General features: G+C 66.9%; 20 protein-coding genes. 16 read left to right on the top strand and 4 right to left on the bottom strand.

Translation table 11 applies throughout. The annotated features are described in order from the left end of the window. Positions 1-37: 37 nt before the first annotated feature. The 10 genes from speB (at position 38) to ACZ5Z0_RS05735 (ending at position 13978) form a co-directional block, all read left to right on the top strand. Positions 38-1120 carry an agmatinase gene (gene speB / locus ACZ5Z0_RS05780; RefSeq protein WP_464110274.1) on the top strand — a complete coding sequence of 361 codons (1083 nt, stop codon included), beginning with the start codon at positions 38-40 and terminating at the stop codon, positions 1118-1120. Then, positions 1117-2781, top strand: coding sequence for a thiamine pyrophosphate-binding protein (locus tag ACZ5Z0_RS05775; RefSeq protein WP_464110273.1), 1665 nt, complete (start codon positions 1117-1119; stop codon positions 2779-2781). The genes speB and ACZ5Z0_RS05775 overlap by 4 nt, the downstream gene beginning before the upstream one ends. A gap of 162 nt (positions 2782-2943) precedes the next feature. Continuing rightward, positions 2944-3429: a MarR family winged helix-turn-helix transcriptional regulator gene (locus ACZ5Z0_RS05770; protein WP_464110272.1), complete on the top strand. Its 486-nt coding sequence runs from the start codon at positions 2944-2946 to the stop codon at positions 3427-3429. Between the two features lie 79 nt (positions 3430-3508). Further along, the gene (locus ACZ5Z0_RS05765; protein WP_464110733.1) at positions 3509-5506 is read left to right on the top strand and encodes an MDR family MFS transporter; all 1998 of its coding nucleotides are present in this window, start codon (positions 3509-3511) and stop codon (positions 5504-5506) included. A gap of 205 nt (positions 5507-5711) precedes the next feature. Further along, the gene (locus ACZ5Z0_RS05760) at positions 5712-7445 is read left to right on the top strand and encodes an ABC transporter ATP-binding protein (RefSeq protein ID WP_464110271.1); all 1734 of its coding nucleotides are present in this window, start codon (positions 5712-5714) and stop codon (positions 7443-7445) included. Next, positions 7442-9511 carry an ABC transporter ATP-binding protein gene (locus ACZ5Z0_RS05755; RefSeq protein ID WP_464110270.1) on the top strand — a complete coding sequence of 690 codons (2070 nt, stop codon included), beginning with the start codon at positions 7442-7444 and terminating at the stop codon, positions 9509-9511. Before ACZ5Z0_RS05760 ends, ACZ5Z0_RS05755 begins: the two co-directional genes overlap by 4 nt. 83 nt (positions 9512-9594) lie before the next feature. Then, positions 9595-10026 (top strand): acyl-CoA thioesterase, encoded by a 432-nt coding sequence (locus ACZ5Z0_RS05750; RefSeq protein WP_464110269.1) that lies wholly within the window; start codon positions 9595-9597, stop codon positions 10024-10026. A 121-nt stretch (positions 10027-10147) separates the two neighbouring features. Beyond that, entirely contained in the window at positions 10148-10402 is a 255-nt protein-coding gene (locus tag ACZ5Z0_RS05745; RefSeq protein WP_464110268.1) for a hypothetical protein, read from the top strand. Positions 10403-10515: 113 nt separating this feature from the next. Then, positions 10516-12747 carry an McrB family protein gene (locus tag ACZ5Z0_RS05740; RefSeq protein ID WP_464110267.1) on the top strand — a complete coding sequence of 744 codons (2232 nt, stop codon included), beginning with the start codon at positions 10516-10518 and terminating at the stop codon, positions 12745-12747. After that, the gene (locus tag ACZ5Z0_RS05735; protein WP_464110266.1) at positions 12734-13978 is read left to right on the top strand and encodes a 5-methylcytosine restriction system specificity protein McrC; all 1245 of its coding nucleotides are present in this window, start codon (positions 12734-12736) and stop codon (positions 13976-13978) included. The genes ACZ5Z0_RS05740 and ACZ5Z0_RS05735 overlap by 14 nt, the downstream gene beginning before the upstream one ends. 26 nt (positions 13979-14004) lie before the next feature. Here ACZ5Z0_RS05735 and ACZ5Z0_RS05730 read toward each other — a convergent pair whose 3' ends face one another. The 3 genes from ACZ5Z0_RS05730 to ACZ5Z0_RS05720 form a co-directional block, all read right to left on the bottom strand. Continuing rightward, the gene (locus ACZ5Z0_RS05730; RefSeq protein ID WP_464110265.1) at positions 14005-14262 is read right to left on the bottom strand and encodes a hypothetical protein; all 258 of its coding nucleotides are present in this window, start codon (positions 14260-14262) and stop codon (positions 14005-14007) included. 297 nt (positions 14263-14559) lie between these two features. After that, positions 14560-14982 (bottom strand): very short patch repair endonuclease, encoded by a 423-nt coding sequence (locus ACZ5Z0_RS05725; RefSeq protein WP_464110264.1) that lies wholly within the window; start codon positions 14980-14982, stop codon positions 14560-14562. A 71-nt stretch (positions 14983-15053) separates the two neighbouring features. Next, positions 15054-15488 carry a pyridoxamine 5'-phosphate oxidase family protein gene (locus tag ACZ5Z0_RS05720; RefSeq protein ID WP_464110263.1) on the bottom strand — a complete coding sequence of 145 codons (435 nt, stop codon included), beginning with the start codon at positions 15486-15488 and terminating at the stop codon, positions 15054-15056. Between the two features lie 242 nt (positions 15489-15730). Here ACZ5Z0_RS05720 and ACZ5Z0_RS05715 point away from each other — a divergent pair, with 242 nt between their 5' ends. The 3 genes from ACZ5Z0_RS05715 to ACZ5Z0_RS05705 all read left to right on the top strand — a co-directional run bounded on the left by ACZ5Z0_RS05715 (position 15731) and on the right by ACZ5Z0_RS05705 (position 18477). Then, positions 15731-16393, top strand: a complete 663-nt coding sequence (locus tag ACZ5Z0_RS05715; RefSeq protein WP_464110262.1) for a DUF6318 family protein — start codon at positions 15731-15733, stop codon at positions 16391-16393. Positions 16394-16443: 50 nt separating this feature from the next. Beyond that, positions 16444-17316 carry a PKD domain-containing protein gene (locus ACZ5Z0_RS05710; protein ID WP_464110261.1) on the top strand — a complete coding sequence of 291 codons (873 nt, stop codon included), beginning with the start codon at positions 16444-16446 and terminating at the stop codon, positions 17314-17316. Between the two features lie 90 nt (positions 17317-17406). Continuing rightward, on the top strand, positions 17407-18477 hold the full coding sequence (locus ACZ5Z0_RS05705) for an alkene reductase (RefSeq protein ID WP_464110260.1): 1071 nt from the start codon (positions 17407-17409) through the stop codon (positions 18475-18477). Positions 18478-18584: 107 nt separating this feature from the next. On the opposite strand, the gene ACZ5Z0_RS05700 is transcribed toward ACZ5Z0_RS05705, so the two are convergent. Then, positions 18585-22208 carry a TM0106 family RecB-like putative nuclease gene (locus ACZ5Z0_RS05700; protein WP_464110259.1) on the bottom strand — a complete coding sequence of 1208 codons (3624 nt, stop codon included), beginning with the start codon at positions 22206-22208 and terminating at the stop codon, positions 18585-18587. Positions 22209-22364: 156 nt separating this feature from the next. On the opposite strand from ACZ5Z0_RS05700, the gene ACZ5Z0_RS05695 reads away from it, so the two are divergent. The 3 genes from ACZ5Z0_RS05695 (at position 22365) to ACZ5Z0_RS05685 (ending at position 26966) form a co-directional block, all read left to right on the top strand. Beyond that, positions 22365-22991 (top strand): SOUL family heme-binding protein, encoded by a 627-nt coding sequence (locus tag ACZ5Z0_RS05695; protein WP_464110258.1) that lies wholly within the window; start codon positions 22365-22367, stop codon positions 22989-22991. A gap of 6 nt (positions 22992-22997) precedes the next feature. Then, the gene (locus tag ACZ5Z0_RS05690) at positions 22998-25412 is read left to right on the top strand and encodes a Tex family protein (RefSeq protein ID WP_464110257.1); all 2415 of its coding nucleotides are present in this window, start codon (positions 22998-23000) and stop codon (positions 25410-25412) included. A gap of 159 nt (positions 25413-25571) precedes the next feature. After that, the gene (locus ACZ5Z0_RS05685; protein ID WP_464110256.1) at positions 25572-26966 is read left to right on the top strand and encodes an OFA family MFS transporter; all 1395 of its coding nucleotides are present in this window, start codon (positions 25572-25574) and stop codon (positions 26964-26966) included.

The following is a 26966-nucleotide window of genomic DNA, read 5'->3' as shown; positions in this document are numbered from 1 at the left end:
CACACCCGTCGGACAATCCTCGAAGGAGGCGCCTCTCTTGGAAGAGCTGCGCATCGAGGCCAATGGCAACGTTGGCCCCATCGATTCCTCCCGCATCCCGCGCTACGCCGGCGCGGCCACCTTTGCCCGCCTGCCGCGGCTGGACCAGGTCGCGAAGGCGGACGTCACGGTGGTCGGCGTGCCCTTCGACTCCGGGGTCTCCTACCGCCCCGGCGCGCGCTTCGGCGCCAACCACGTCCGCGAGGCCAGCCGACTGCTCCGCCCCTACAACCCGGCCTGGGACGTCAGCCCCTTCGAGACCATCCAGGTGGCCGACGCCGGGGACATGGCGGTCAACCCGTTCAACATCCACGAGGCGATTGAAACCATCCAGCAGAACGCGCTGGATCTGACCGCCGCCGGCAGCAAGCTGGTCACCCTGGGCGGGGACCACACCATCGCCCTGCCGCTGCTGCGCGCTGCCGCGGAACGCGCCGGACAGCCGGTCGCCATGCTGCACTTCGACGCGCACCTGGACACCTGGGACACCTACTTCGGTGCCGAATACACCCACGGCACCCCCTTCCGCCGCGCCGTCGAGGAAGGCGTTCTCGACATCGAGGCGATCAGCCACATCGGCACCCGCGGCCCGCTCTACGGCAAGAAGGACCTCGACGACGACCACCGCTTCGGGTTCGGCATCGTCACCTCCGCCGATGTCTACTACCAGGGCGTGCTGGAAACCGTCGCCAAGGTCCGTGACCGGATCGGCAACCGCCCGCTGTACATCTCGGTGGACATCGACGTCCTTGACCCGGCCCACGCGCCCGGCACCGGCACCCCGGAAGCCGGTGGCATCACCAGCCGCGAGCTGCTGGAAATCATCCGCGGCCTCCGCGGCATGAACCTGGTGGGGGCCGACGTCGTCGAGGTCGCCCCGGCGTACGACCACGCCGAGATTACCGGCGTGGCGGCGAGCCACGTCGCCTACGAACTCGTCACCCTGCTGGCAGACCGCGCCGTCGACGGCGACCGGACCGGTGCGCCCACCGGCTATGCCGCCCAGGCCCTCGGCCGGGAGGCCCGGCGGCCGGCCGGATTCTCGGCGTCCCAGCCCGTCGAGACCGGAGTCTCCCGGTGACCGGGGTGCGCAACGGCGGCGATCTCGTCGTCGAAACCCTCGAAGCGCTCGGCGCCAAGACCGTCTTCGGCATCCCCGGCCAGCACGCCCTTGGCCTGTTCGACGCGATGGGCCGCGGCAAGTTGCACTTTGTCTCGTCGCGGGTGGAAAACAACTCGGCCTTCGCCGCCGACGGCTACTCCCGCGCCACCGGCGAGGTCGGCGTCCTCTTCCTCTCCACCGGCCCCGGCGCGCTGACGTCCCTGGCCGGGCTGCAGGAGGCCTACGCCACCGGCGTGCCCATGGTGGTCGTGGCCAGCCAGATCCCGCTCGAGGGCCTCGGCGCCCGACGCAAGGGCATGCTGCACCAGCTCGATGACCAGAAGGCCTCGGCCGCCAACGTGACCAAGAGCCAGCGGCTGATCCAGCACGCCTCCGGCATCCCCTCGGCCATCCAGGATGCCTGGACCGAGGCGATTTCCTCGCCGCAGGGCCCCGTGTGGATTGAAATCCCACAGAACGTGCTGCTGGACCCGATCATGGTCCCGCCGGTGGAGGATGCGCTCGCCGAAGCCGCGGACAATCCGCCGCGTGTGGAGCTGGTTCGCGAAGCCGTGGAATGGCTCTCGGAGGCGCGCCGTCCCGCCATCATCGCCGGCGGCGGCACCCGCCGCGGCCGGGCCGAGAAATCCCTGCTCTCCATCGCGGAGAAGCTGCGGGCGCCGGTCATCTGCACGCCCGGCGGCAACGGCGCCTTCCCGTGGAACCACGAGCTCTCGCTGCAGTCCTGGATCGAGGACCAGTACATGACGGAGCTGCTGGAAGACGCGGACGTGCTGATCGTCATCGGCTCGTCACTCGGCGAGGTGACCTCCAACTACTTCACCTTCGAGCCGCGCGGCCGGATCATCCAGATCGACGCCGAACCGCGCGTCCTCGAATCCAACCGCCCGGGCCTCGGCATCCGGGCCGACGCCGGCCAGGCCCTCGCCGCCCTCGATGAGGCTCTGGTGGAACCGCACGGGGAGCGCGCGGACTGGCACGGCAGCTCGCCGGAGGATCTGGTCAGGGAGACCCTGGCCAAGGTCAAGGCCCGGCTGGAATCCCAGGACCTCGCCAAGGAACTGAAGTTCATGGCCGACATCCGCGAAGCCGTCCCGGCGCAGATGCAGACGTTCTGGGACATGACCATCTCGGCCTACTGGGCATGGAGCTGCTGGGACGCGCGCGAGGGCCAGTTCCACTCGGCCCAGGGCGCAGGCGGCCTCGGCTTCGGCTTCCCGGCGGCGATCGGCGGCGCCGTGGGGTTGGAAACCACCGGCGCGCCCGGCGGTTCCGCCCGCGTGCTTGCCGTCTCCGGCGATGGCTCGGCAATGTACTCGATCTCGGAATTGGCCACGGCGAAGCAGCACAACGTCCCGGTCACCTGGCTGATCGTCGACGACGGCGGCTACGGCATCCTGCGCGAATACATGGTGGGCGCCTTCGGCAAGGCCACGGCCACCGAGCTGGCCCGGCCCGATTTCGTGAAACTGGCCGAAGCCTTCGGCGTCCCCGCGGTCCGGGTGGCCCCGGAGGACGTCGGGGACGCGCTGAGGGCGGGCTTCGAGGCCGACGGGCCGAACGTCGTCGTGGTCGAAACCCTGCTCAAGATGTTCGCCCCGACCCACCTGGACACCTAAGCCCCACCCCCAGAAAGCGCGAACGTACACAGGGCCCCTAAACCACACGGTTTAGGGGCCCTGTTGTGTACATTAGCGCCAACCCTACGGAGTTCTTAGTTTCCCAAAGCAATCAATTTGCAGTATTGTTGCTTCGGGCAAGTAAGTAAGGGGCTTCCAAACATGTCAGTTGCATCGACCACTGCAGCCAAGCTGGTCCACCAGATCTTCGATCTCCAGCGCGCCGTCCGGTGTGTGGCCGCGGCCAACCTCCGCGGCGACGATACCGGGGTGGCGCTGCAAGGCGTCCTCCGCTTTGTGGGGGAGGGCGAAACCCGTGCCACGCAACTGGCGGAACGGCTGGGCGTCAGCGCTCCCGTGCTAAGCCGGCACCTCGCCGAACTCCTCGAGCAGGGCTACGTGGTCCGCCGGCCGGATCCCGAGGATGGCCGGGCGCAGCTGATTGCGCTCTCGCCGGCCGGGGTCGAGAAGCTGCGCTCCATTGAGGCGCAGCGCGCCGCCACCTTGCAGGGCTTCCTGCAGGACTGGAGCGAGGACGACGTCGAAGAGACCTCGCGCACCCTGAAAAAACTAGCTGAATCCCTCAGGAATTCAGCCCGGGCAAAGACGGCCGGATCCACCGACACGACCAACTTTGTTGAGGAGTAAATCTATGGCTAGCCACGCTGCCGCCGCCGGGCCCGCCCCGGCTTCGACCCCATACTCGCACCCCGCACCCCAAGCGGCCATGAGCCACCGCCAGATCATGGAAGCGCTGACCGGCCTGCTGGCGGCGTTCTTCACTGCCATCCTGAGCAGCACCATCGTGGCAAATGCCCTGCCTACCATCATGTCCGAGCTCAAGGGCACCCAGACGGACTTCGCCTGGGTCATCACGGCGGCACTGCTGGCCAACGCGGCCACCACCCCGATCTGGGGCAAGCTGGCGGACCTCTTCAACAAGAAGGTCCTCGTCCAGCTCAGCATCGTGATCTTCGTCGCCGGCTCCGTCATGGCCGGCCTCTCCGAGACCATCCCGCTGCTGCTGACCGCCCGCGTCATCCAGGGCATCGCGATGGGCGGCCTCACCGCCCTGGCCCAGGCCATCATTGGCTCGATGATCCCGCCGCGCGACCGCGGCAAGTACTCCGGCTACATGGGCGGTGTCATGGCCGTCGGTACCGCGGGCGGCCCGCTGCTCGGCGGCTTCATCGTCGACAGCCCGCTCGGCTGGCGCTGGACCTTCTTCGTCTGCGTCCCGCTCGCTGTCGTCGCCCTGATCCTGCTGCAGGTCACGTTGAAGATCCAGCACGTCAAGCGCCCGGCCAAGATCGACTGGCTCGGCTCCATCCTGCTGACCTCCGGCGTCAGCCTGCTACTGATCTGGGTCTCCTTCGCCGGAAACCCCGACTACTACGACTGGTGGTCATGGCAGACTGTCGCCATGGTGGGCGGCGGCATCGTGCTTCTGGGCCTGCTGGTGCTGGTGGAATCCAAGGTTGCCCAGCCGATCATTCCGCTCAAGATCATCTCCGAGCGCACCACGGCCCTGGCGATCCTCGCCTCCGTGGCTGTCGGCGTCGGAATGTTCGGCTCCTCCACGTTCCTTGGCCAGTACTTCCAGGTCGCCCGCGGTGCCACCCCCACCGAAGCAGGCCTGCTCACGCTGCCCATGATCGCGGGCAACCTGATCGGCTCGGTGCTCTCCGGCCAGCTGATCACCCGAACCGGCAAATGGAAGCGCTACCTGATTGCGGGTGCCATCGCGCTGATCGGCGGCCTCGGCCTGGCCGGCACCATGGACCACACCACGGAGCTGTGGCTGACCGGGATTTACACGGCCATCCTCGGCATCGGTCTGGGCTTGCTGATGCAAAACCTCGTCCTCGCCGTCCAGAACACGGTACAGGCCAAGGACATTGGCACGGCCAGCGCCTCGGTAGCCTTCTTCCGGTCCGTCGGCGGCGCCATCGGCGTCTCGGTCCTCGGCGCCGTGCTGGGCAACCGGGTCAAGGATCTCGCCGTGGAAGGCCTCGCTGCGGCAGGAATCAAGGTCCCGGCAGGATCCACGGGGGCCAGCATGGACCTCAAGGACATGCCCGCACCGATCCGCGACATCATGCGGGCCGCCTATGGTGACGCGATCGCAGAGGTCTTCCTGATCTCCGCAATCATCGGCCTTGTGGCGCTGGTAGCCATCCTGTTCATCAAGGAAAAGCCGCTGCGCCGCACCGTCGACATTCGTCCGGAAGCTTCGGCCTCCGCCGCCGTTACCGGAGCTGCCGCCGACGCCGAAGCTGCCGCCGGAGCTACCGCCGCCGCCGCCGCGGCTACGGGACGCGCCGCGGATCTCGCTGCCGCACCCGCGCCAGCCTCCGGCATCGTCGACCTTGACCGCGAATTTATCGAGGTCCTGAGCCGACAGCGCGACAATGAGGCCCGGTCTGAGCGTGAAGGAGCCCGGCTCCGTGCCCGGACCATGGTGGCCGAGGCACGCGCCGACCATGCCGACGTCGTGCCGCTGCTGCTCGAGACCCAGCGGCTGCTCGCCGAGCAGCAGGTGCAGCTGGCCGAGGCCCTGCGGGCCGTCCACGAGCAGGCCGCCGGGCAGCGCGCGATTGCCGCCGAACAGGTCCGGGTTGCCGAGCAGTTGACCACGCTCAAGCGCCAGCTCGCCAAGGAACGCAAGCTGCAGCGTGCCGCGGCCGACTACATCGCCACGCACGGCCGGCATCGCGGCGAGTAGCCGGCCCGGAATCAGCCCTGCGGCCCCGAACCGGGGGCCGCAGGCTCTTTTCTTCACCAACAGAGCGAGAACGTTGGATGTCGGAGGTTTCACCGGGGCACTGGATTTCGTAGAGTGGGACAGCTAAGGCTGTCGGCCCCAGCTGCCAATACTTTTCTTATTCTTCTTCTGCGTTTTCCTGAACCGTTCCAAAGGACCCCCGGGCATGCTTGTCACCCTCATACGGCGCTACTCCAAGCCGTATCTGCCGTATATCGCGGCCGTCATCGTCTTCCAACTGGCCTCCACCATTGCGGCCCTGTACCTGCCCAGCCTCAACGCCCAAATCATCGATGAGGGCGTCTCCCGCGGAGACACCGACTACATCTGGCGCACCGGCGCGCTGATGCTCGGCGTCGCGCTGGTCCAGGTGGTCACCGCGATCGCCGGCGTCTACTTTGGGTCCAAGGCCGCGATGGCGTTCGGCCGGGATCTGCGCCGGGGCGTCTTCCGCAAGGTCAGCAGCTTCTCCGCCAGGGACGTGAACGTCTTCGGCGCCCCGACGCTGATCACGCGCGGCACCAACGACGTCCAGCAGGTCCAGATGCTGATGCTGATGGCGCTGAACTTTATGGTGGCCACACCCATCATGTGCATCGGCGGCATCGTCATGGCCCTCCGCGAGGACCTCAACCTGTCCTGGCTTGTCTGGGTCTCCGTCCCGCTGCTGGTGGTCGTGGTCGGCTACCTCGTGGTCCGCCTGATGCCGCTGTTCCGCTCCATGCAGGCGAAGATCGACCGGCTTAACGGCATCCTGCGCGAGCAGATCATCGGCATCCGCGTGGTCCGCGCTTTCGTGCGTGAGCCGCATGAGGCGCAGCGCTTCGGCGCAGCCAACCAGGAACTCACCGACGTGTCGCTGAAGATCGGCTCCCTGTTCGTGCTGATGTTCCCGGCCATCGGCATGATCCTGCACGTCTCCACCGCCGCGGTGCTGTGGTTCGGCGGCCAGCGGGTCGACGCGGGGGAGATGCAAGTCGGGTCGCTGACTGCGTTCCTGCAGTACCTGCTGCAGATCCTGATGGCCGTCATGATGGGCACCTTCATGGCGATGATGATCCCGCGCGCCTCGGTCTGCGCGGACCGCATCGGCGAGGTGCTCGACGTCGAACCCTCCATCCACGAACCCGCCGCCCCGGTGGCCCCCGCTGCCAAGGCCGGCCGGGTGGAATTCCGCAACGTCTCCTTCGCCTATCCGGGCGCCGAGGCGCCGGTGCTCAGCGACATCAGCTTCACTGCTGAACCGGGCCAGACCGTGGCGATCATCGGCTCCACCGGCTCCGGCAAGACCACCCTGCTGGCCCTGCTGCCGCGGCTCTTCGACGCCGCCTCGGGCGAGGTGCTGCTCGACGGCGTCCCGGTCACCAAGCTGGACCGCGCCGAGATCACCGGACGCGTCGCGATGGTCCCGCAGCGGCCCTACCTGTTCTCCGGCACCATCGAGCACAACCTGCGCTTCGGCAAACCCGAAGCAACGGACGAGGAACTCTGGGACGCCCTCACCGTCGCCCAGGCCGCCGACTTTGTCCGCGAGAAGAAGAACGCGCTCGGCGCCCGCATCGCCCAGGGCGGCACCAACGTCTCCGGCGGCCAGCGGCAGCGGCTCTGCATTGCCCGGGCCCTCGTCACCGAACCAAGGGTCTTCCTGTTCGACGACTCCTTCTCGGCGCTGGACGTCGCCACCGACGCCCGGCTGCGAAAAGCGCTCAAGGCCAAAACCGCCGACGCGACGGTGATCATCGTGGGCCAGCGGGTCTCCACCATCGCCGACGCGGACCAGATCCTTGTGCTCGACAACGGCCGGATTGTGGACCGCGGCACCCACGAGGAGCTCTTGGCGAGCTCCAGCACGTACCAGGAAATCGTCGAATCCCAGCTGACCGCGGAGGCAATCGCATGAGCACCAACGAAAAGCTCAGCAAGGCCCCCAACGAGGCTCCCAACGAGGCCACCGACGTCGCGCAAACAACGGACGACGAGTTCTACGAAGAGGAATTCACCCCCGGCGAAGCCGACGGCGGCATGTTCGGCGCGGTCCCGGCCAAGAAGGCCCAGCATTTCTGGCCCTCGGCTAAACGGCTGATGGGCCTGCTGAAACCCGAGCGCACCGGCATCATTGCCGTGCTCGCCATGGTGACGGTCGCCGTCGTCCTCAACGTCATCGCCCCCCGCATTCTGGGCCAGGCCATGGACGTGATCTTCGGCGGCGTCGTGGGCAAGCAACTGCCGGCCGGCGCCACCAAGGACCAGTTCATCGCCGGGCTGCGCTCCCAGGGCCAGGACAACTTCGCTGACATGCTGGCCCGGATGGACGTCGTCCCCGGGGTAGGCATCGACTTCCAGAAGCTCGCCTTCCTGATCAGCGTGGTGCTGGTGATGTACTTCGTCGCCAACATCTTCCTGTGGCTGCAGGGCTACGTCCTGAACGTACTCGTCATGCGGGTGGTCCGCCGGCTGCGTGACGACACGGAGAAGAAGCTCAACAAGCTCCCGCTGGGCTACTTCGACACCCGCCAGCGCGGTGACATCCTCTCCCGCGTCACGAACGACGTCGACAACATCCAGCAGGCGCTGCAGCAGGCATTCGCGCAGCTGGTGAACTCCGCCCTGACGGTCGTCGGCATCGTGATAATGATGTTCATCGTCTCCTGGCAGCTGGCCCTGATCGCCTTGATTGCGCTGCCGCTGTCGGGCGTTGCCGCCGGCATCATCGGCGCGCGCAGCCAGAAGCTCTTCGCCGCCCAGTGGAAGAACACCGGCGAGCTCAACGGCCAGATCGAGGAGTCGTTCTCCGGCCACGACCTGGTCCGTGTCTTTGGCCGCGACGCCGACATGCTGGCCCGCTTCGACGAGCGGAACGAGGAACTCTACAAGGCCAGCTTCGGCGCCCAGTTCGTCTCCGGCATGATCATGCCGGTCATGCAGTTCGTCTCCTACCTCAGCTACGTGGGGATCGCCGTCGTCGGCGGCCTGCGGGTGGCCTCGGGCGGGATGAGCCTGGGCGACGCGACGGCGTTCATCCAGTACTCGCGCGAGTTCACCCAGCCGCTGGGGCAGATGGCCGGCATGGCCAACATGCTGCAGTCCGGGGTGGCCTCCGCCGAGCGGGTCTTCGAGTTCCTCGACGCCGACGAACAGGACGCCGAGACTGCCACCGAGCACCTCCCGGCCAAGACCGACGGGCACGTCGAGTTCAATCACGTCACTTTCAGCTATTCCGCCGACAAGCCGCTGATCGAGGACCTGTCCTTCACCGCCGAGCCCGGGCACACCGTGGCGATCGTCGGACCGACCGGGGCCGGCAAGACCACCCTGGTAAACCTCGTGATGCGCTTCTATGAACTCAACGCCGGGAACATCACCCTCGACGGCGTCGACATCACCCGGCTCAGCCGCGCGGAACTCCGGTCGAAGGTCGGTATGGTCCTGCAGGATGCCTGGCTGTTCGGCGGCACCATCTACGAGAACATCCGCTACGGCAAGCTGGACGCCACCGAGGAGCAGATCATGGCGGCCGCGAAGGCCACCTTCGTGGACCGCTTCGTACGGGCGCTGCCGGAGGGCTACGACACGGTCATCGACGAGGAAGGCAACAACGTCAGCGCGGGCGAGAAGCAGCTGATCACCATCGCCAGGGCCTTCGTGGCCAACCCCTCGCTGCTGATCCTGGACGAAGCCACCAGCTCGGTGGACACCCGCACCGAGGTCCTGGTCCAGAAGGCCATGGCCGCGCTGCGCACCGAGCGCACCAGCTTTGTGATCGCCCACCGACTCTCGACCATCCGGGACGCCGACACCATCCTGGTGATGGAGGCCGGACGGATTGTCGAGCAGGGCCGGCACGCGGAGCTGCTCGAACTCCGAGGCGCCTACTACCGCCTGTATATGTCCCAGTTTGCCGGGGAAGACGCCGAGGCGGCGTTGTCGGGAAACACGGCCGGGGAGCCGACGGCGGTGCACAGCTGAGCGCCGGGGCAGCCGGGTCCGTCCCGGCGGCAGGGCAGCCCGACGGCGCGACGGAACCGCGGCGCCTCGAGGTGAAAGTCCCAATGCGCTGGGGCGACATGGATGCCTACGGCCACATCAACAACGTCCAGCTCGTCCGGATCCTCGAGGAGGCCCGCATCGCCGCTTTCGGACCGCCGCGGGGGGCCGGCCTGCCCGGGATAGAACCCCAGGTTCCCTTATTCAACGAGGTCCCGGAGGGCACGCTGGCGCTGGTCGTGGAGCACAAGATCCGCTATGTCCGGACACTGGAATACCGCAACGTTCCGGCCGTCGTTCAACTCTGGATCGGCGCGGTCAAGGGCGCCAGCTTCGACATCCACTACCTGGTCCAGGACCCGGTCACCGGCGAAGACTGCGTTAGGGCGAGCAGCCACCTGGCGTTCGTCGATGAGGCCACGGGGCGAGTGCTGCGGCTGACCCCCGAGCAAAAGGCCAAGCTGGCCCCATTTACGGCGGCCCGCCAGACCCACTAGGCCCTACCTCGCCGCCGGCATCGGTCCTAGACTGAACTGGCCCGGGGATGCCGGCCTGGGGATGCCGGCACTGGGCTGCCTGCATGGGAAGCCGGAATTCGGGAAGCAAGGAGCACGGATCATGGCCAAGCGAAGCAAAACGAAGGCACGGAAGAAGACCTGGAAAGAGCTCTCGCCCATGGCGAAGTTCGGCACTATCACGGCGGCCGTCGTCCAGCTATCCCTCCTGGTCGCCGCCCAGCGCGACATTTCCCGCCGTCCGGCGGAGGAAATCCGCGGTAGCAAGGCGCTGTGGCGGGCGGCCACGCTCATCAACTTCGTCGGCCCGGGCTCGTACTTCACCTTCGGCGTCAAGCGCCGTCCGGCCGGCAAGTAGAACCAGCCGTGCCCCCGCTGCGGCGGACGGCTCCTCCGGCCGGGAGCTACTCTCCGGTAGCTTAAGGGCTCTGCATGATGCGGGCGTTCAGCTTAAGCCTGTAAATTGGGGGTATGACCCCAACCAAAAAACCTGCCATGCACCGTGCCCTCGGCATCTCCAAAGAGATCGAAGACGCGGCCTGGTTCGTGCTGGGTCCTGGGCTGCTGGGGAAGGCCTCACCGCTGGACGGCCGCACCCGGACGTGGTCAGTGCCGGCGGCCGCGGAATTGCTGGAGCGCCTCGAACGCGGAGTCCCGGACCCCAAAGCGCCAATGATGACCAACCTCCGGGAGAACCTCGAAGGCGCCACGCGCGGGGCAAAGCAGCTGGCCGTGGAACTCCTGTTCCTGCAGTCGCTGCCGCTCGCGCACGAGGTGAAGTCACTTAAGGTCAAGCGCGCCCGCGTCGCCGAAGCTGCGTCCTGGCTGGAGCCGCCGCTGGAGCTCCCCGACGAACTGTACGCAGGCATGACGGACCACGGTGTGATCCGGGACCGCACTGCGGAATTCAACTGGACCATCTGGGACCATCTCAAGTGGCTTTGCCGGTTCGTCCAGCACGTCGCCCAGCGGCCGGCCGGCGTCGTCCAAGCAGCTATCAAGGACCCGCTGGCCTTCCACGAACTCACCGCAGGCACGCCCGAGGATCAGCCGGCGATCCGGCGAAGCATCGAATTCCTGGTCTGGCCCAGCTACTTCGAGCCCGTAGTGGCCGACGTCGAACGCCAGGAAATCCGGGATGCCTTCGCGTCCCTGGTCGGAGGCGCCCGGGGCGACTCGGACGAGGAAGTCTCCGCCGACATCCACCGCATCCGGCTGCACCTCGACGAGCAGGCAGGCCAGCGGATCGACTGGTACTCCCGGCAGCTCGTCAGCCAGTGGCGGAAGGTGGGCGACCCCGGCCGGCGTGCCTGGCTGCTGCGCAGCCACCACGACAATACGGAGCTGCTGGCCGCGTGGCAGGACGAGGAAGCGGTGACGCTCGACGTCGAGCACCTCCGCCTGCTGGACCCCGGCGTGACCGCCGGGCTGGTGCAGCACGCCGTGGACGAGGACTACAAACACCTGAGCTACGTGGAGCGCGAGGACACCAAGACTGCCGTCTTCGCGTTCCTGACCGTGATGAAACCGGGCGACCTCACGCTGTACCAGAGCTCCGGCCACGTCCGGGTAGGGGTGGTGCTGGGCGAGCCCGAGCACCACGAGGACAACCGCCGGCTGCGCCGCAAGGTCCGCTGGTTCGACGAGGTCCACTCAACGGCGGACCTGCCTCGCCACGTGCAGCGCCAGCTAGCCAGCTCCGGCCTGATCGTCGACGTCACCCGGGTGATCCAGGCGCTCGACACGCTGCTCCCGGCCGAAGCCGAGGCGGAGCCGGACGACGGCGCCGAGCCGGACGCCGTCGTCGAACCTCCGTGTGAAGGATTCCGCCCGCTGACGGCCGAATTCGCCGCGTCGCTGCATATGGACCTCGAGCCTTTGCAGGAGATCGCCGAACTCCTGGAGGAAAACCGCCAGCTGGTCCTCTACGGTCCTCCCGGCACCGGAAAGACCTACCTGGCCAAGCACCTCGCGGCCGAGCTGGCCGGCGACACCGGCGACGAACGGGTGAAGCTGGTGCAGTTCCACCCCTCCTACGCCTACGAGGACTTCTTCGAGGGGTACCGTCCGGACAAGACCGACGAAGGCCAGGTCTCCTTCAAACTGGTCGCCGGACCGTTGCGCCGGCTCGCCGAGGAGGCCGCGAAACCGGGCAACGAGAGCAAACCGTACTTTCTGATCATCGACGAGATGAACCGGGCCAACCTGGCGAAGGTCTTCGGCGAGCTGTACTTCCTGCTGGAATACCGCGACGACAGGATCTATCTGCAGTACAGCCCCACCGAGCCGTTCTCGCTGCCGGACAACCTGTACATCATCGGCACCATGAACACCGCCGACCGCTCCATCGCGATGATGGACGCGGCCATCCGCCGCCGGTTCTCGTTCATCGAGCTCCACCCCAAGACCGAGCCCGTCAAGGGAACGCTGCTGCGCTTCCTGCAGGCCCGCGACCTGGACACCACCCCGGCGTTGCTGCTCGATGAGCTCAACAACGCCATCGACGAGTGGGACCGCGACCTCATGATCGGGCCGTCGTACTTCATGAAGAAGGCGGCCCAGACCCCCACCGGGCTGCGCCGGATCTGGAAGTACGAGTTGATGCCGCTGCTGGAGGAGCACTACCACGGCCAGCTCAACCGGGCGCAGCTGGAGGAGCGGTTCGGTCTGGAGCAGCTGTTGGGCCGCCTTGCGCGCGTCTAGTCCCGCCCTGGACCGCGCCGTCCGGCACATCGTCCTGGACGAGCTGTCCGGGGGAGTGGTGGAACGGATCGACGCCGGCAGCGCCGCCTACATCAACGGCAGCGGCCTGGCCAAGGCCTCGCCGTTGGGCATGGGCTTGTTCCGGATCGAACCGGTCGGCAAGGTCGGCTCCGTGCGGACCCCCTCGGTACAGCTGGAGGTCCGGCCCAAGGAGCGGCTGGGCCTCGGCCGTCTGCTGTTCCTGCTGGGCTATACGGAGAACCAGGGCTTCCGGGATGACGCCGTTGCCGCCGTCGAGGACACTGATCTCTGGAGCGCCTTGGCCGAGTCGCTGGCCCAGCTCGCGGACCGTGCCCTCAGCCGCGGGGTGCTGCAGGGGTACCTGAACGTTGATGAGTCGCTCCGCACCGTCAAGGGCCGGATCCGGATTTCGGACCAGATCTCGCGCCGCCCCGGCATGCTGGTGCCGCTGGAGGTCTCCTACGACGAGTTCACCGAGGATATCCCGGAGAACCGCATCCTGCGCGCGGCCCTCGAGCGGATGTCGCAGGTGCCGGGGGTGCGGGCCGATGTGCTCAGCAGGCTGCGGCGGTTGAAGGGAAAGCTCGACGCCGTGACGCGCCTGCAGTCCGGCGCCCCGCTGCCGCAGTGGCGTGCCGGCCGGATGAATACCCGCTACCACGCGGCCCTGCGCCTGTCCGAGGTGATCCTGCGCAACGCCTCGGCCGAGGCCGGGGACGGCAAGCAGCACTCGGCGTCGTTTGTGGTGGACATGTCCAAGGTGTTCGAGGACTTCGTCGGCACCGCACTGCGGGAGGCCATGGCCGCCTATCCGGGGGAGATGCGGCTGCGCTACAACTCGATGCTCAACGAGGCGGTGCGGGATTCCGACCGGATCATGGTGCAGCCGGGCGCGGTGCACCTGCTCGGCGGCCGGCCCGTGATGGTGTACGACGCGAAGTACAAGGCGGCGTCCGACGTCGGCGCCTCACTCTCGGGCGACCACTACCGGATGCTGGCGTACTGCACCTCGCTGCGGGTTCCGACGGCGTGGCTGGTCTACGCGGGAGCGGGGGAGATCAAGCTCCGACGGATCCTCAACACGGACATCGACGTGGTGGAATTCCCGCTGGATCTGTCCCTGCCGCCAGCGGAGATCCTGGCGTCCGTGGCGGATCTGGCGCAGCAGTCGTGGGGCGAAGTCGTGCGGCAGGCTTCGATCAGCCGCTGAGTGCGGCGGTCTTCCTGCGGGAGAGTCTAGGCGGTGTCGTCCTGCACGCTCGTGGAGACGGACAGCAGGTGGTTCAGCAGCGCCTTCTCCGGCTGGCCGGGATTGCTGGCAACGTGCCAGCGGAGCTGTTCCCGGACAGGGGCCTCCTCCGGCTTGGTCTCCGACAGAATTGCGTCGATGATGGCGGACACCTGCCTGCGCAGGGGCTCCAGATCCTCTGATGGCTCGGGGCTCCGGACGGCGTGCCGTGTGCGGGTCTCGGTGGACAACAACAAGTGTGGCATCGTGCTTCTCCTGCGGAGTTCGTAGTATCCCCACGTACTGACCAATAGAGTCCTAGTCCCCGAGTTTCGAGTTTAGCCCAGGTGGACCACTCTGTCTCGGGTCAGCGGCAAGGCAATTTTGATGACTGTTTCAACCAATTCTCAGCTGTCTCGCCGGTGCTGAGATTACCGGGATGACCTGATCACAGTTTGGATGTCGCGACGGAATTATTTTCGCGTCGCGTCGCGCGGCGCTGCGGACGGGACGGGGTGCGGGATGTGCGCCTCGTGGCGGAACTGACGGGACCAGCGCCGGGCTTAGCGGCGAAGGAACGTATCGAGCTGCTGCTCAAGGGCCGAGAGGTCTTTGAGTTCACACTCCCAGACGGTGAGTACCTCCCAACCCGAGCCCTCGAGCAGTCGGCGCTGTTCGGCGTCGCGGTTCCGGGTGCGGGTCCGCTTGGTTTCCCAGAACTCGGCGTTGGATTTGGGTGCGTGCTGTCCGACCCTGCAGCCGTGGAAGTGCCAAAAACAGCCGTTGACGAAGATGACCTTGTGACGGGAAGCGAACACCAGGTCGGGGTTCCCGGGGAGCCTGCCGCCGCCGGCCGTTCCGTGCAGCCGGTAGCGGTAGCCCTTGGCGTGCAGCATCCGGCGGACCAGCAGTTCGGGCTTGGTGTTCTTCCCCCGGATGCGGGACATGTTCCAGCTGCGCCGCTCCGGGGTCAGACTGTCCGCCATGGTTAAAGTCTAGGCGGCGGTTTGGCGCTGGTTCGGCGGCGGATCCGGGCCGCGGTCTGGCAGCTTTTTGCCTAGATCTCCCGCTCGGGGTGTTCGCCGAACTGGAAGTGGCGGCCGCTGACCGACGTCGGCTCGATTTCGACGTAGAAGTCCTTGAGTGTCGGCACCCACGGCTTGAGCCCCAGGGCCTCCGCCGCCGCAATCTCGGACGACTGCTCGAGGGCTCGGGCGGTGCCACGGAGCACCACGGACCATGCTTCCTCGGAGAGGATGCCGTCAGTTTCGAACAGCACCTTGGAATTGATGGTCAATTCGGCCAGCTTGTTGCCGGGCGCCGTACGCAGGTAGAGCTTCCGGTTGTTGACCACGTAATTCACCGGAAAAATGTCCGGCTCGCCGGCCACGGTGACCACGAGGCGGCCGTGTTTTGTCCCTTCGATGAGTTTCCAGGTTTGATCCTCGGTCAGGTTCAGGATCGGGCTGCCGTCTGCGTGTTCGAACATCATGGGCTCATTGTTCTATCCGGCGTAGAGAAATGCCAGAGGCGAGGGGAACTGGAATATCGCTGCCTCCAAGGTCCCCGGCGGCGCTAGGAGCTTGAGCACCGGCCCCAGGACCGGATAGCTGGAAACACGGTGCCGGACAAGGCCGACTGTGGATAACTCTTACGGCCGGAATGTGATCTCAGTTACCCTTAGGCATTGTTTGGATTCAGGCGTCTTGATTTCTATCGGGGGATTAGCTGAACATGACATCTCGCACTCCAATCTCCAGCCGCAGGCATATTGCCGCTGCCGCCCTGCTCACCGCCGCCGTTCTGACCGGAACGGCCTGCACAAGCGGCCAGGCTTCGCCGGCCGCAACACCCAGTAACGGACCGCCAGCCTCCTCGACTTCCGCCACCCCGATGCCGATGCCGATGCCGACGTCGACCGCGAGCTACAAGCCGGCCGATGCCTCGGGCAGGGCGCAGAACGTCCCCGTCCCCGTGCTCCCGGAGGCGGCGAAAGCAGAAACGAAGGAAGGCGCCATCGCTTTCGCAAAGCACTGGTACACGCTTCTTAACTACGCCTACGAGACCGGTGATTTTCGGCCTATGGATGCCGTTACCGAAGCGACTTGTAGATTGTGCCAAAAAGTCCGCCCAGGAATTCAGAAATGGAATCTGGACGGTCGCTGGATAGCAGGAGGTCTCGTCACGGCTAAAGGAGCTTTTACCGAATTTGTCCGGACGGGCGAAGGCAACTACCAAGTTACGACTCAACTCGAACAGTCACCGGGCTTTCTCTATCGAGCCGACTCGAGTGTTGAGAAATCGGTTCCGGCAGCCCAAGTACTTGCCGATGTCATGACGATTCGTTTCACGGAGGGCCAATGGATCGCTGTTGACGTCGACCGGATCAACACATGAAACCTCCCAAGAGTCTTCCCGTACGACTCGGGAGGCGCCTCGGGAGCCTCGTGGCACTGATCTTTGTCTTGATCTCGTCGGTTTCCACCGCCGCCGCTGATTCCTCCGATGTGTTCTGGAATACTGATGGTTTGGGAGTGTGGCGCTTCGACTCCGTTAACCGGGTATGGGTGGACGCGCCCGCGGCAGTTCCGCAGAGCCCCTTTGAGTTTAAATTCGAATACCTGTGCCTGGTCGATAGCAACGATTTCGACATCGCCTGCCTCGGCGGAGCGATTCAATGCGATGAAGGCGAAAACGGCCGACCAGTTCGATGGTGGTGGAAGCTCGTTGTGGCTGGCCCCAACGATTGGACTCGGATGTCGCCCGATCGTTGCGTCTACCTTGAGAAACCTGATGACGTCTTGGGCAAGATCGCCGGGCAAATCCAGACCAAATTCGAGCAACTCCCGATCGATGCCGGGATCTCGGCGATCCAGCCCAGCCCTCACACACTCAAGGGGGCCGAGACCAATTTCTATGCCGCGGCGGTGGAGCAGTCGTTCAATGTCGACATGCTGGGCCAACGGGTGGCAATCGTCGCTAAACCCGTCCAGTACACCTGGAACTACGGCGACGGTACCTCGCTGGGACCAACGACAACGCCGGGTGGTCCGCTGCCGCAGGACCGGTGGGGCGAGAAGACGGCAACCAGCCATATCTATTCGCAAACCGGCGACTTCTCCGTGGTGCTGACCACCCATTTCCAGGGAACGTACTCCGTCAACGGTGGCCCGCCGCTGCCCATCCCGGGCCAAGGCCAGTTCAATTCGCCGCCCCAGACTGTCAGCGTCTGGCGGTCCATCACCCGTAATTACGCCGACGACTGCCTCAAGAATCCGCAGGGCCAAGGGTGCCCGGGCGTGCCGCAACCGACACGCTGATCGAGGCGTGATCCGAGTCTCAATCGGAATAGTTGCAGGCGCCGCGAAGTTTCCGCTACTGGACACAATCCACTGTGAAAGGAACTGCGCATGCTGTTTTCCCCCTTGACCATCGGACAACTGGAAGCACCGAACCGACTCGTCATGGCGCCACTGACCCGCCTCCGCTCGGGCAGGGAAGGGATCCCGGGGCCGCTGGTAGTGGAGCATTACCGGCAGCGCGCCTCGCTCGGCCTGATTGTCAGCGAAGGCACCTACCCCAGCCCTGCCGGACGCGGTTTCCCGGGCCAGCCCGGCCTGGTCACCGAAGAGCAGCTCAAGGGCTGGGCCGACGTCACCGCCGCGGTGCACGAAGAGGGCGGCCGGATCTTCGCCCAAGTGATGCACGCAGGCCGCGTCACGCACGAGGACACCACCGGTGGCCATGAGGTTGTCGCCCCTAGCGCCATCGCCATCGACGGCGTGACCCGCACCTACAAAGGCAAGCAGGCGTTCCCCGTTCCGCGCGCCCTTAAGGCAGACGAGCTGCCCGGCATCCGTGAGGAGTTCGTACGGGCCTCCCGCAACGCGATCGAGGCCGGGTTCGACGGCGTCGAACTCCACTCTGCGAACGGCTACCTGCTGCACGAGTTCTTGACGCCGGCTGCGAACCAGCGCGACGACAACTACGGCGGCTCACCCGAAAACCGTGCGCGTTTTGTCATCGAAGTTGCTCAGGCCGTCGTCGATGCCATTGGCGCGGACCGCGTCGGCATTCGCATCTCGCCCGAGCACAACGTCCAGGGGGCCCTGGAACTGGACGCCGCCGACGTCCGCGAAACGTACGGTTACCTGGTGGATGCCCTGGCGCCGCTCAAGCTGGCGTACCTCAGCGTCCTTCACAAGGAGCCGACGAGCGCACTGGTTCAGGACCTGCGCACGCGTTTCGCTGGCACCTTTCTCGTGAACACCGGGTTCGGCGTCATCACCACCGCGGAGGAGGCCAAGTCGCTCGTCTCGGACGGCCACACCGACGGTGTGGTCGTCGGACGCCCCGCCATCGCCAACCCGGATCTGGTGCGACGCTGGCGCGAAGGACTCCCCGTCAACGAGCCCGACCAGGCCACCTTCTACACCGACGGCGCCGAGGGCTACACCGACTACCCGGCCTACCAAAACTAGCAACGTCGTCTCGGCCCGGTGCTGGCCGGGACATGCCCAGCGTTGGCCGCGAACAGTGGACAGGATCCCATTCTGTCCACTGTTCGCGTTTAAGAATGGGCATGTCCCTAGCGGGCGACTGACACCGACCGCTGGCAGAGGCCGATGAAACCGCCCAGCTGCTCCAGGCCATCCGGGTGAAGCGGCAGATAGTTCGTCAGCTCGGGTGCCCTGACGATGACGGCGCGCCACTGCCCGCGCGAGACCGCAACGTTGATCCGGTTGCGCGAGAGCAGGAATTCCATGCCCCGAGGCGCCTCGGCCACGGCGGAACACGCCATCGAGACGATCACCACCGCAGCTTCCTGGCCTTGGAACTTGTCCACGGTGCCCACCCGGACCCCGGACAGGCCGGCCCGGTCCAGCGCCTCGCGAATGAGGTTCACCTGGGCGTTGTAGGCAGCCACCACAAGGACGTCACCCGCCTCCAGCGGCCGCGATCCCTCCGGGGTGTGCCACGCCAGTCCTAGGTGGCGCCGCACCTGCCGGACGACCTCGGCCGCCTCCTCGGGGGACGACGTCGTGTTGCCGCTGTGTGGCACCATCACCGTCTCGATTCCGGCGGAGACTCCGTCCAGGCGCCGCAGGTCCGCGGATGGGGCGGAATGCAACCGGCCCTCGTAGGAAAGCTCGGAGACGGCCAGGCACAGCTCGGAATTCATTCGCCAGGAGTCGGCCAGGAAGTAGCCAATCTCCGGCGGGAGGGTGGCGTGCCCGGCGGAAATCCAGCCCAGGGCCGACTCGTCGACCGGCTCCGGGTGCCTGCCCTGGCTCACCTGCGGCAGCTGCTGCGGATCGCCGAGCAGGAGCAACCGGTTGCTGGACTGGGCCACCGCGAGCGTGTTGGCCAAAGAGAACTGGCCAGCCTCGTCGATCACCAGCAGGTCCAACGAACCGGCAGGGACTCCGGCGCCGGTCATGGTCCAGGCCGTGCCGCCGATCAGCGCGCCGCCCGGTGTTGCCAACAATGCCGACACATCATTGGCGGTCCGCGACGCCCACGGCAGCGGATTGCTGTGCTTGACGTCTTTGGCAACCAGGGCCGGATCAACTCCAGCCTTCGCGACGGCAGTGGTCAGCAGGTTCTCGACCACGGCGTGGGACTGGCCTACGACGCCGACCTTCCAGCCGCGGTCTACCAGCCGGGCGATGACGTGGGAGCCCACGTGTGTCTTGCCCGTTCCCGGGGGACCCTGCACGGCCAGGTAGGAGTGATCGAGGTCCAGCACCGCCGCCGTGATGGCGTCGATGAAACGGTCCTTTCCGTCGCCGGGCTGGGGCAGGGCCGTGCCTCCGGCCAGCCGAGGCGGCAGCCGCCGGACCAGGTCAAGCGCCGGGTGGCGGGGGATGGACCCGGACCGCAAACCGTCGGCTACCGTAGCGGCAAAGGACTCCAGGGCCTGCTCCAGGCTCTTGGTGGCGAGCGGTTGGTCCTCGGTCAGCGCGATGGGCAGATCATTGTGGGGCGGGATTTTCCGATGCAGGCGGTCCCGGATGATGACGGTGTCCTTGCCGTCCTCGTGCCCGAGTTCCAGGACCTCCGTGCCGAACCAACCGTTTCGGCCGATCCCGTTCTTGCCGGTGCCCTCCAGCCCGGCCGGAAGCGGAACGTCGTACATGCGGAACCATTTGCTGCCTTCGCGCAGGTCCGAGCCCGGGGTCACCGTTCCGGTCAGCTTGACCCGACGCTCCGGGAGCTTCCTGCCGTCCTGCTGCCAGTCGTCCAGGGCCTCGGCGGACTCGACGAGGAAGACGTTCCGATCCCGGAGATGCGTGTCAGGCCCCTGCTCGCATCGGTCGAAGTGGGCCCACCAGAAGGACTTGCGCTCCCGGCGGTGGTAGCTCACGGCTGCAGCCAGCATCGCGACGGCCTTGCGGTCCTCCTCGGGCAGGCCGCTTCCGGGCTCGGCAAACGCCATGAGCGCCAGTTCCGCCGGGCCCACCGCAGCCGCCGCGTCGGAGGGACCGCCGTCGTCGGCTGCTTCCGATGCGCCGGTGCCGACGGAACCCAGCGGCCCGGACCCTCCGCCGCGCGGCTCGATCGCGCGTTCCCCGGCACGTCGCAGGAGCCAGTCCCGCAGCTCCAGGGTGGAGAGACAATCATATTCGTTGTAGTCCGAGATGCCCGCGAGGATCTCCGCGGCATCCTCGGCCCGGCCGGCATCGCGAGCCTCGCAGTAGTGGGCGTATGCCACCACCGAGGCGCCGGCGTCCTTCACCTCGCCGGAGCGGAGGTTGGTCCCCATGTACAGCGGCTCGAGCTTCTTGATGCTGTAGGAGTTCTCCGAGATGCGGATGCTGTTGCGGACCGTCTGGTAGAGGTCCACCAGCAGTCCCTCGCGGAGCCACGCATCCACGGTGTCTTCACCCGCGACGTGCAGCACCGAGAGCTTGCGCAGCGCCGTCTTCTCGTACGCGGCGTAGTGGTAGACGTGCATGTCCGGGTAGTCCCGCCGGCGCTTCTCCACGTAGTCCAGGAAGTCCAGGAAGGCCTGCTTTTCCGCCGCCCGGCTGTGTGCCCAGAACGGCCGGAAGACCCCCGGAACGCCCGGGCCGGCCGGCGCCTCGATGACACCGAACAGATACTCGAGCCCCCACACCCCGGTGGCGCCCTCCTGCCACAGCGGATCGCCTTCGAAGTCGAAGAAGATGTCGCCGGGACTCGGCGGGGGCAGCTCCGCCAGGGTGTTGTGCGGCAGAACCGCGTAGCGCAGGGTGTGCTGCTCGCCGTCCTTGACGTACTGCACCTCCCCGTCGGCCGGGCCGACACCGCTCTGGATCCGGGCCTGTTCCTGTAGCCGCAGGAGCACGGGGGTGGGGTTGGCGAGTTTGGCCTGCGCGAGTGCCTTCACGGTGTGGATGCCGAGTTCGTGCAGGTTCTTGCGCTGCACCGAGTTCATCCGGGCCACGAGGAGCAGGTCGTCGGTGGCTTTGACCTGCTCCTGGCAGTAGTCGCAGCGGCCGGAGGCGGTGAGGCCCTCCGCGCCCCAGCGGACAGTGCCGGCCCCGGCAATGTGGGCGGAGGTCAAGGCCAGGAAGCGTTCGCGCCGTTCCCGGAACACCGGCAGGATCTCGGCGAGTTTGTGGTGGCTCCGGACGTAGTCAAAGCCGCCGTCGGCCAGCTGTACGGTGGCGCCCAGTACCAGAGTCACTGCAGGGTCCACCGGGATGCCGGCCTTCAGGAGCTGGTCACCGTACGCTGCGAGCTGGAGCAGGGCGGTCACCTTGGCGTGGCGGGCGAGTTTGGTGTCGAACACGGCGTAGCCGCCGTCGGGCTGCCGCACTAGGAAGTCGGAACGGCCGTGGAACTGCCCGTCGAAGAAGGCGGCCTGGAAGACGACGTCGGCGCCGGCGCGCAGTGCCTCGATCGATTCGTGGTGCTTGGCCAGCAGGGTGGCGCGGTCCATGGCCTTGGCTGGAATGACGTCGTACACGCCGCGCCGGCGGTCCGGATCCCACGTTCCGAAGTCGCGGATGAACCCGTTCAGGACCTTGCGCTCGTGAAGGTCGCCCAGGTCCGCAGCGTGCTTGAGCATCTCGTCGGTGCCGAAGTCAGCCTTGGGGGCGCGGCCGAGCTTCTCATCGAGCTTTCGGAGCAGCTGGTACTCGCAGTCAACGGCCACCACGAGGTCGCTCGCGGAGTAGACCAGGTCCGGGGCCGCGCCCGGTACTTCCGGTTCGAGAAAAAACACTGTGCCCCCGTGTGATTGACTCTGGTGATTCGTACAGCGGGAGGTCCCGCTGGGTGAGTCCGCTGCCGTTGGTGCTTCTTCTGCCAAGCTATCAAAGCCCCCCGACACTGAAGACTCTGGCCGCTGTCACCGGACCGGCGTATGGTCGATAAGACTATGACTGAACAGCAACCCTACGAGCTGGTCCGGCGCTACCCGCACTTCGAGCTGCGCCGCTATCCCGCGCACGTGGTGGCCGAGGTACGCGTCCACGCGACCTTTGACCGTGCCGGAAACGCCGCCTTCCGGCACCTCTTCAACTACATCGCCGGCAGCAACACCGCACGACAGAAGCTGGCGATGACCGCTCCGGTCATCCAGGGGAGCGGAACCCAGGGCGGATCCGCGCAGAAAATCGCGATGACCGCCCCGGTACTTCAAAGCGGATCGCTGCCGGGAAACGACGCTCCCGCTGACTTTGCGGTGGCCTTTGTGCTGCCCGCGGGCCTGACCGCAGACACCGCTCCGGTCCCCTCCAACCCCGACGTGAAAATCCGGGCGGTCCCGGGGTCCCTGGCCGCGGCCGTTCGCTTTTCGGGCAGCGGCTCGAAATCTGCCTTCAAACAGCGGAACGACGGGCTGCAGGCGGCGCTCGCCCTCGCGGGGCTGACCGCCGTCGGGCCGCCACGGTTCGCCCGCTTTGACCCGCCGTTCAAGCCGTGGTTCCTGCGCCACAACGAGGTGGTCCAGGACGTGCTGGAACCCGAGACCGCCATGCGAAATCCGGGGGCAGAAGCCGGGTAAGGCAAAATGGGCTGGGTGAGCCAACTCCCGCAGCACCCCGCCAAAACAGCCCCCATTGAGACCCAGATCGCCGCAGAGCTCGGGGTGCAGCCCTGGCAGGTGAAGGCCGCCGTGGATCTGCTCGACGCCGGGTCCACGGTGCCGTTCATCGCCCGCTACCGCAAGGAAGCCACCGGTACCCTGGACGACACCCAGCTCCGCGAACTGGAGGAACGGCTGCGCTACCTGCGCGAGCTGGAAGACCGGCGTCGGACCGTGCTGGAGGCGATTACCGCCCAGGGTGCACTGACCCCGGAGCTGCAGGCGGCCATCATGGCTGCCGACACGAAGTCGCGGTTGGAAGACATCTACCTCCCGTTCAAGACCAAGCGACGCACCAAGGCGCAGATCGCGCGCGAGGCCGGCCTGGAGCCGCTCGCCGACGCCCTGCTCAAGCGGCCCGAATTGGATCCGGAGCGTGAAGCCGCCAAATACCTGAACCCCGAGCACTCGATCGGGGACGCCGCCGCGGCGCTGACCGGAGCGCGCTCCATCCTGGTCGAGCGGGTAGCCCAAGACGCCGACCTGGCTGCCACATTGCGGGAGCGGCTCTGGACCCAGGGCCGGATGGTCTCTCGCGTCAAGAAGGGCAAGGAAGCCGAGGGGCAGAAGTTCAAGGACTACTTCGAGTTCTCCCAGGCGCCGTCCGGGATGCCCTCGCACCGGGTCCTTGCGCTGCTGCGCGGCGAAAAGGACGGCGTGCTGGAGCTGGATCTCAGCGAGGCGGAACCGGACGACGACGCCGCCCTGGCGGCCGCGCGCGGACGGTATGAAGCCGCCGTGGCCAGGTTCCTTGGGGTCTCCGACCGCGGCCGGCCCGCCGACGCGTGGCTGCTGCAGACCGCGCAGCAGGCGTGGCGCTCCCGGCTGCTCAGTCGGCTCAGCGGCGACCTGCGCAGCCGGATGTTCGCGGCGGCCGAGGACGAGGCCGTCCGGGTGTTCGCCGCCAACCTTCGTGACGTGCTGCTCGCGGCGCCGGCAGGCAACCGGGCCACCCTGGGCCTGGACCCGGGGCTGCGGACCGGGGTGAAGGTGGCCGTGGTGGACGGCACGGGCAAGGTGGTCGCGACCGACACGGTCTACCCGCACGCCCCGGCCCGGAAGTGGGATGAGGCGCTGCGAACGTTGCAGGGACTGGCGCGCAAGCATGGCGTTGAGCTTGTCGCGATTGGCAACGGTACGGCTTCGAGGGAGACGGACAAGCTCGCGGCCGAGCTGATCAAACAGCTCGGCTCGGAAGCCGGCCGTGGGCCGCAAAAAATTGCACCGCAGAAGCTGGTGGTCTCCGAGGCGGGCGCGTCAGTGTACTCGGCGTCGGCGCTCGCCGCCGCCGAGTTGCCCGGCATGGACGTCTCCTTGCGCGGCGCGGTGTCGATCGCCCGTCGGCTGCAGGATCCGCTCGCGGAACTGGTCAAGATCGAGCCGAAGTCGATCGGCGTCGGGCAGTACCAGCACGACGTGACGGCGGCGAAGTTGGACCGGAGCCTCGACGCCGTCGTCGAGGACTGCGTCAACGCCGTCGGGGTGGACGTCAACACCGCCTCGCCCGCGCTGCTGAGCCGGGTGGCCGGCGTCGGGCCGCTGCTGAGCGAGAACATCGTGGCCTACCGGAACGAGCACGGTCCGTTCAGCAAGCGCAGTGAGCTCAAGAAGGTGCCGCGGCTGGGCGCCAAGGCCTTTGAACAGTGCGCCGGCTTCCTGCGCATCACCGGGGGCGCGGAGCCCTTGGACGCCTCCAGTGTGCACCCGGAGGCCTACCCGGTGGCCCGGAAGATCAGGGCCGCCGCCGGCGCGGGCAGGGACCTGTCCGCGCTGAACCCGCAGGACTTCGTGGACGGATCGTTCGGCCTGCCCACCGTGCGGGACATCATCGCCGAGCTGGAAAAACCGGGCCGGGACCCCCGTCCGGCGTTTGCGGCGGCGACGTTCCGGGAGGGAATCGAGAAGATCTCCGACCTCAGGCCCGGCATGGTGCTGGAGGGGACGGTCACCAACGTGGCGGCGTTCGGCGCGTTCGTGGACGTCGGCGTGCACCAGGACGGGTTGGTGCATGTGTCCGCGCTGGCCAACCGGTTCGTCGCCGACCCGCGCGAGGTAGTCAAATCCGGCCAGGTGGTCCGGGTCAAGGTGCTGGAGGCCGATCCGGAGCGGAAGCGCATCTCGCTGACGCTGAGGCTCGACGACGAACCGGCCGGGGCCGCCCGGGCCGCCGAGGGCGGACAACGGGTGCCGTCCGCGGGACGGCCGTCTCCCGACAGGCAGAGCCGGGCGAAGCCAGCCTCGCAGGCTGCAGCCGGGCGGACGGAGAAGTCGAAGCCGGTTCCGGCGCCGGCCGACACGGCGATGGCTGAGGCGCTCCGGAAAGCGGGTCTGGGGAGGTAGCGTCACCGTTCGTCGCGGATTGACTACCGTTCGGCGCACAATTCCTACGTTTACTGATGATTTGCTCCATGATTGCCGGAGGCAACTGCCCACATTTAGGGCTTTCGCCTCTAGAACGCTGGGACATCGACGTCGTCAGACAAATCAAGGGGAGCAATTATGGGCTGGCTGGACCGGGACCGAACCATCGCACCGCCGGGATTCAACCGCTGGCTGGTGCCGCCTGCGGCGCTCGCCGTCCACCTGTGCATCGGCCAGGCCTACGCGACGAGCGTGTACAAGACTGCACTGGTCAAGCACTTCGGCGCCAGCCTCACTGAAATCGGCGTGATCTTCTCCATCGCCATCGTGATGCTTGGCCTGTCGGCGGCAATCATGGGTACCTGGGTGGACAAGAACGGCCCCCGCAAGGCGATGTTCACCTCGGCCATGTTTTGGGTCAGCGGCTTCCTGATCGGCTCCCTCGGCATCTTCACGCAGCAGTTGTGGCTCGTCTACCTCGGCTACGGCTTCGTCGGCGGCATCGGCCTGGGCATCGGTTACATCTCGCCGGTTTCCACGCTGATCAAGTGGTTCCCGGACCGGCCGGGACTCGCCACCGGCATGGCGATCATGGGCTTCGGCGGCGGCGCCTTGATCGCGAGCCCCGTCTCCACCGCCCTGCTTAAGCTGTATGACCCCAACTCCAACGCCAAGGGCTGGGTGGCCAGCGGCGACTCCGTGGGCAAGCTCTTCCTGACCCTCGCCGTCATCTATCTCGCCTACATGCTGTTCGGGGCCTTCACCATCAAGGTCCCGGCCGACGGCTGGCAGCCGGCAGGCTTCGACTCCACGAAGGTCCAGGCCGCCAAGCTCGTCACCACGGAGAACGTCTCCGCCAAGAACGCAGTGAAAACCAAGCAGTTCTGGCTGGTCTGGATCGCGCTGTTCTGCAACGTCACCGCGGGCATCGGCATCCTGGAACAGGCCGCGCCGATGATCCAGGACTTCTTCCGCCAGTCCGACGGCGCGTCCCTGGTCAGCGCCGCCGTCGCCGCCGGCTTCGTCGGGCTGCTCTCCATCGGCAACATGGCCGGGCGCTTCGCGTGGTCCGCCACCTCCGACGTGACCGGCCGCAAGCGCATCTACATGGTGTACCTCGGCGTCGGCGCGGTGCTGTACGTCCTGCTGGCCATCGCCGGGTCGTCCACCACCATCCTCTACGTGGCGCTGGCGTTCCTGATCATCTCCTTCTACGGCGGCGGCTTTGCGACCGCCCCGGCCTATCTGCGGGACCTCTTCGGCACGTTCCAGGTGGGCGCCATCCACGGCCGGCTGCTGACCGCCTGGTCCGCCGCCGGTGTCGCCGGGCCGCTGATCGTCAACGCGTTCCTGGACGCGCAGGGCACGCCCGGCAAGCTGAACGCCGCGTCCTACCAGCCGGCACTGCTGACCATGGTGGCGCTGCTGGTGATCGGCTTCGTCGCCAACCTGCTGGTCAAGCCAGTCGACGCACGATTCCACGAACCCCGCCCAGACCGCGAGCGGTCGAACGAACCTGCCATGGAGGCCTGA

This window comes from Arthrobacter sp. T2-23, from assembly GCF_055398325.1.
The sequence above is the reverse complement of the archived record's forward strand: the minus strand, read 5'-3'. Positions and strand labels throughout refer to the sequence as shown.

Bases quoted from the DNA above. Each gene is read 5' to 3' on its own strand.
- ACZ5Z0_RS05770 (WP_464110272.1), top strand. From the start codon at position 2,944: ATGTCAGTTGCATCGACCACTGCAGCCAAGCTGGTCCACCAGATCTTC.
- ACZ5Z0_RS05725 (WP_464110264.1), bottom strand. From the start codon at position 14,982: ATGGCGGACAGTCTGACCCCGGAGCGGCGCAGCTGGAACATGTCCCGC.
- ACZ5Z0_RS05745 (WP_464110268.1), top strand. From the start codon at position 10,148: ATGGCCAAGCGAAGCAAAACGAAGGCACGGAAGAAGACCTGGAAAGAG.
- ACZ5Z0_RS05750 (WP_464110269.1), top strand. From the start codon at position 9,595: ATGCGCTGGGGCGACATGGATGCCTACGGCCACATCAACAACGTCCAG.
- ACZ5Z0_RS05765 (WP_464110733.1), top strand. From the start codon at position 3,509: ATGAGCCACCGCCAGATCATGGAAGCGCTGACCGGCCTGCTGGCGGCG.
- ACZ5Z0_RS05730 (WP_464110265.1), bottom strand. From the start codon at position 14,262: ATGCCACACTTGTTGTTGTCCACCGAGACCCGCACACGGCACGCCGTC.
- ACZ5Z0_RS05685 (WP_464110256.1), top strand. From the start codon at position 25,572: ATGGGCTGGCTGGACCGGGACCGAACCATCGCACCGCCGGGATTCAAC.
- ACZ5Z0_RS05715 (WP_464110262.1), top strand. From the start codon at position 15,731: ATGACATCTCGCACTCCAATCTCCAGCCGCAGGCATATTGCCGCTGCC.
- ACZ5Z0_RS05740 (WP_464110267.1), top strand. From the start codon at position 10,516: ATGACCCCAACCAAAAAACCTGCCATGCACCGTGCCCTCGGCATCTCC.
- ACZ5Z0_RS05755 (WP_464110270.1), top strand. From the start codon at position 7,442: ATGAGCACCAACGAAAAGCTCAGCAAGGCCCCCAACGAGGCTCCCAAC.
- ACZ5Z0_RS05720 (WP_464110263.1), bottom strand. From the start codon at position 15,488: ATGATGTTCGAACACGCAGACGGCAGCCCGATCCTGAACCTGACCGAG.
- ACZ5Z0_RS05705 (WP_464110260.1), top strand. From the start codon at position 17,407: ATGCTGTTTTCCCCCTTGACCATCGGACAACTGGAAGCACCGAACCGA.
- ACZ5Z0_RS05690 (WP_464110257.1), top strand. From the start codon at position 22,998: ATGGGCTGGGTGAGCCAACTCCCGCAGCACCCCGCCAAAACAGCCCCC.
- ACZ5Z0_RS05760 (WP_464110271.1), top strand. From the start codon at position 5,712: ATGCTTGTCACCCTCATACGGCGCTACTCCAAGCCGTATCTGCCGTAT.
- ACZ5Z0_RS05695 (WP_464110258.1), top strand. From the start codon at position 22,365: ATGACTGAACAGCAACCCTACGAGCTGGTCCGGCGCTACCCGCACTTC.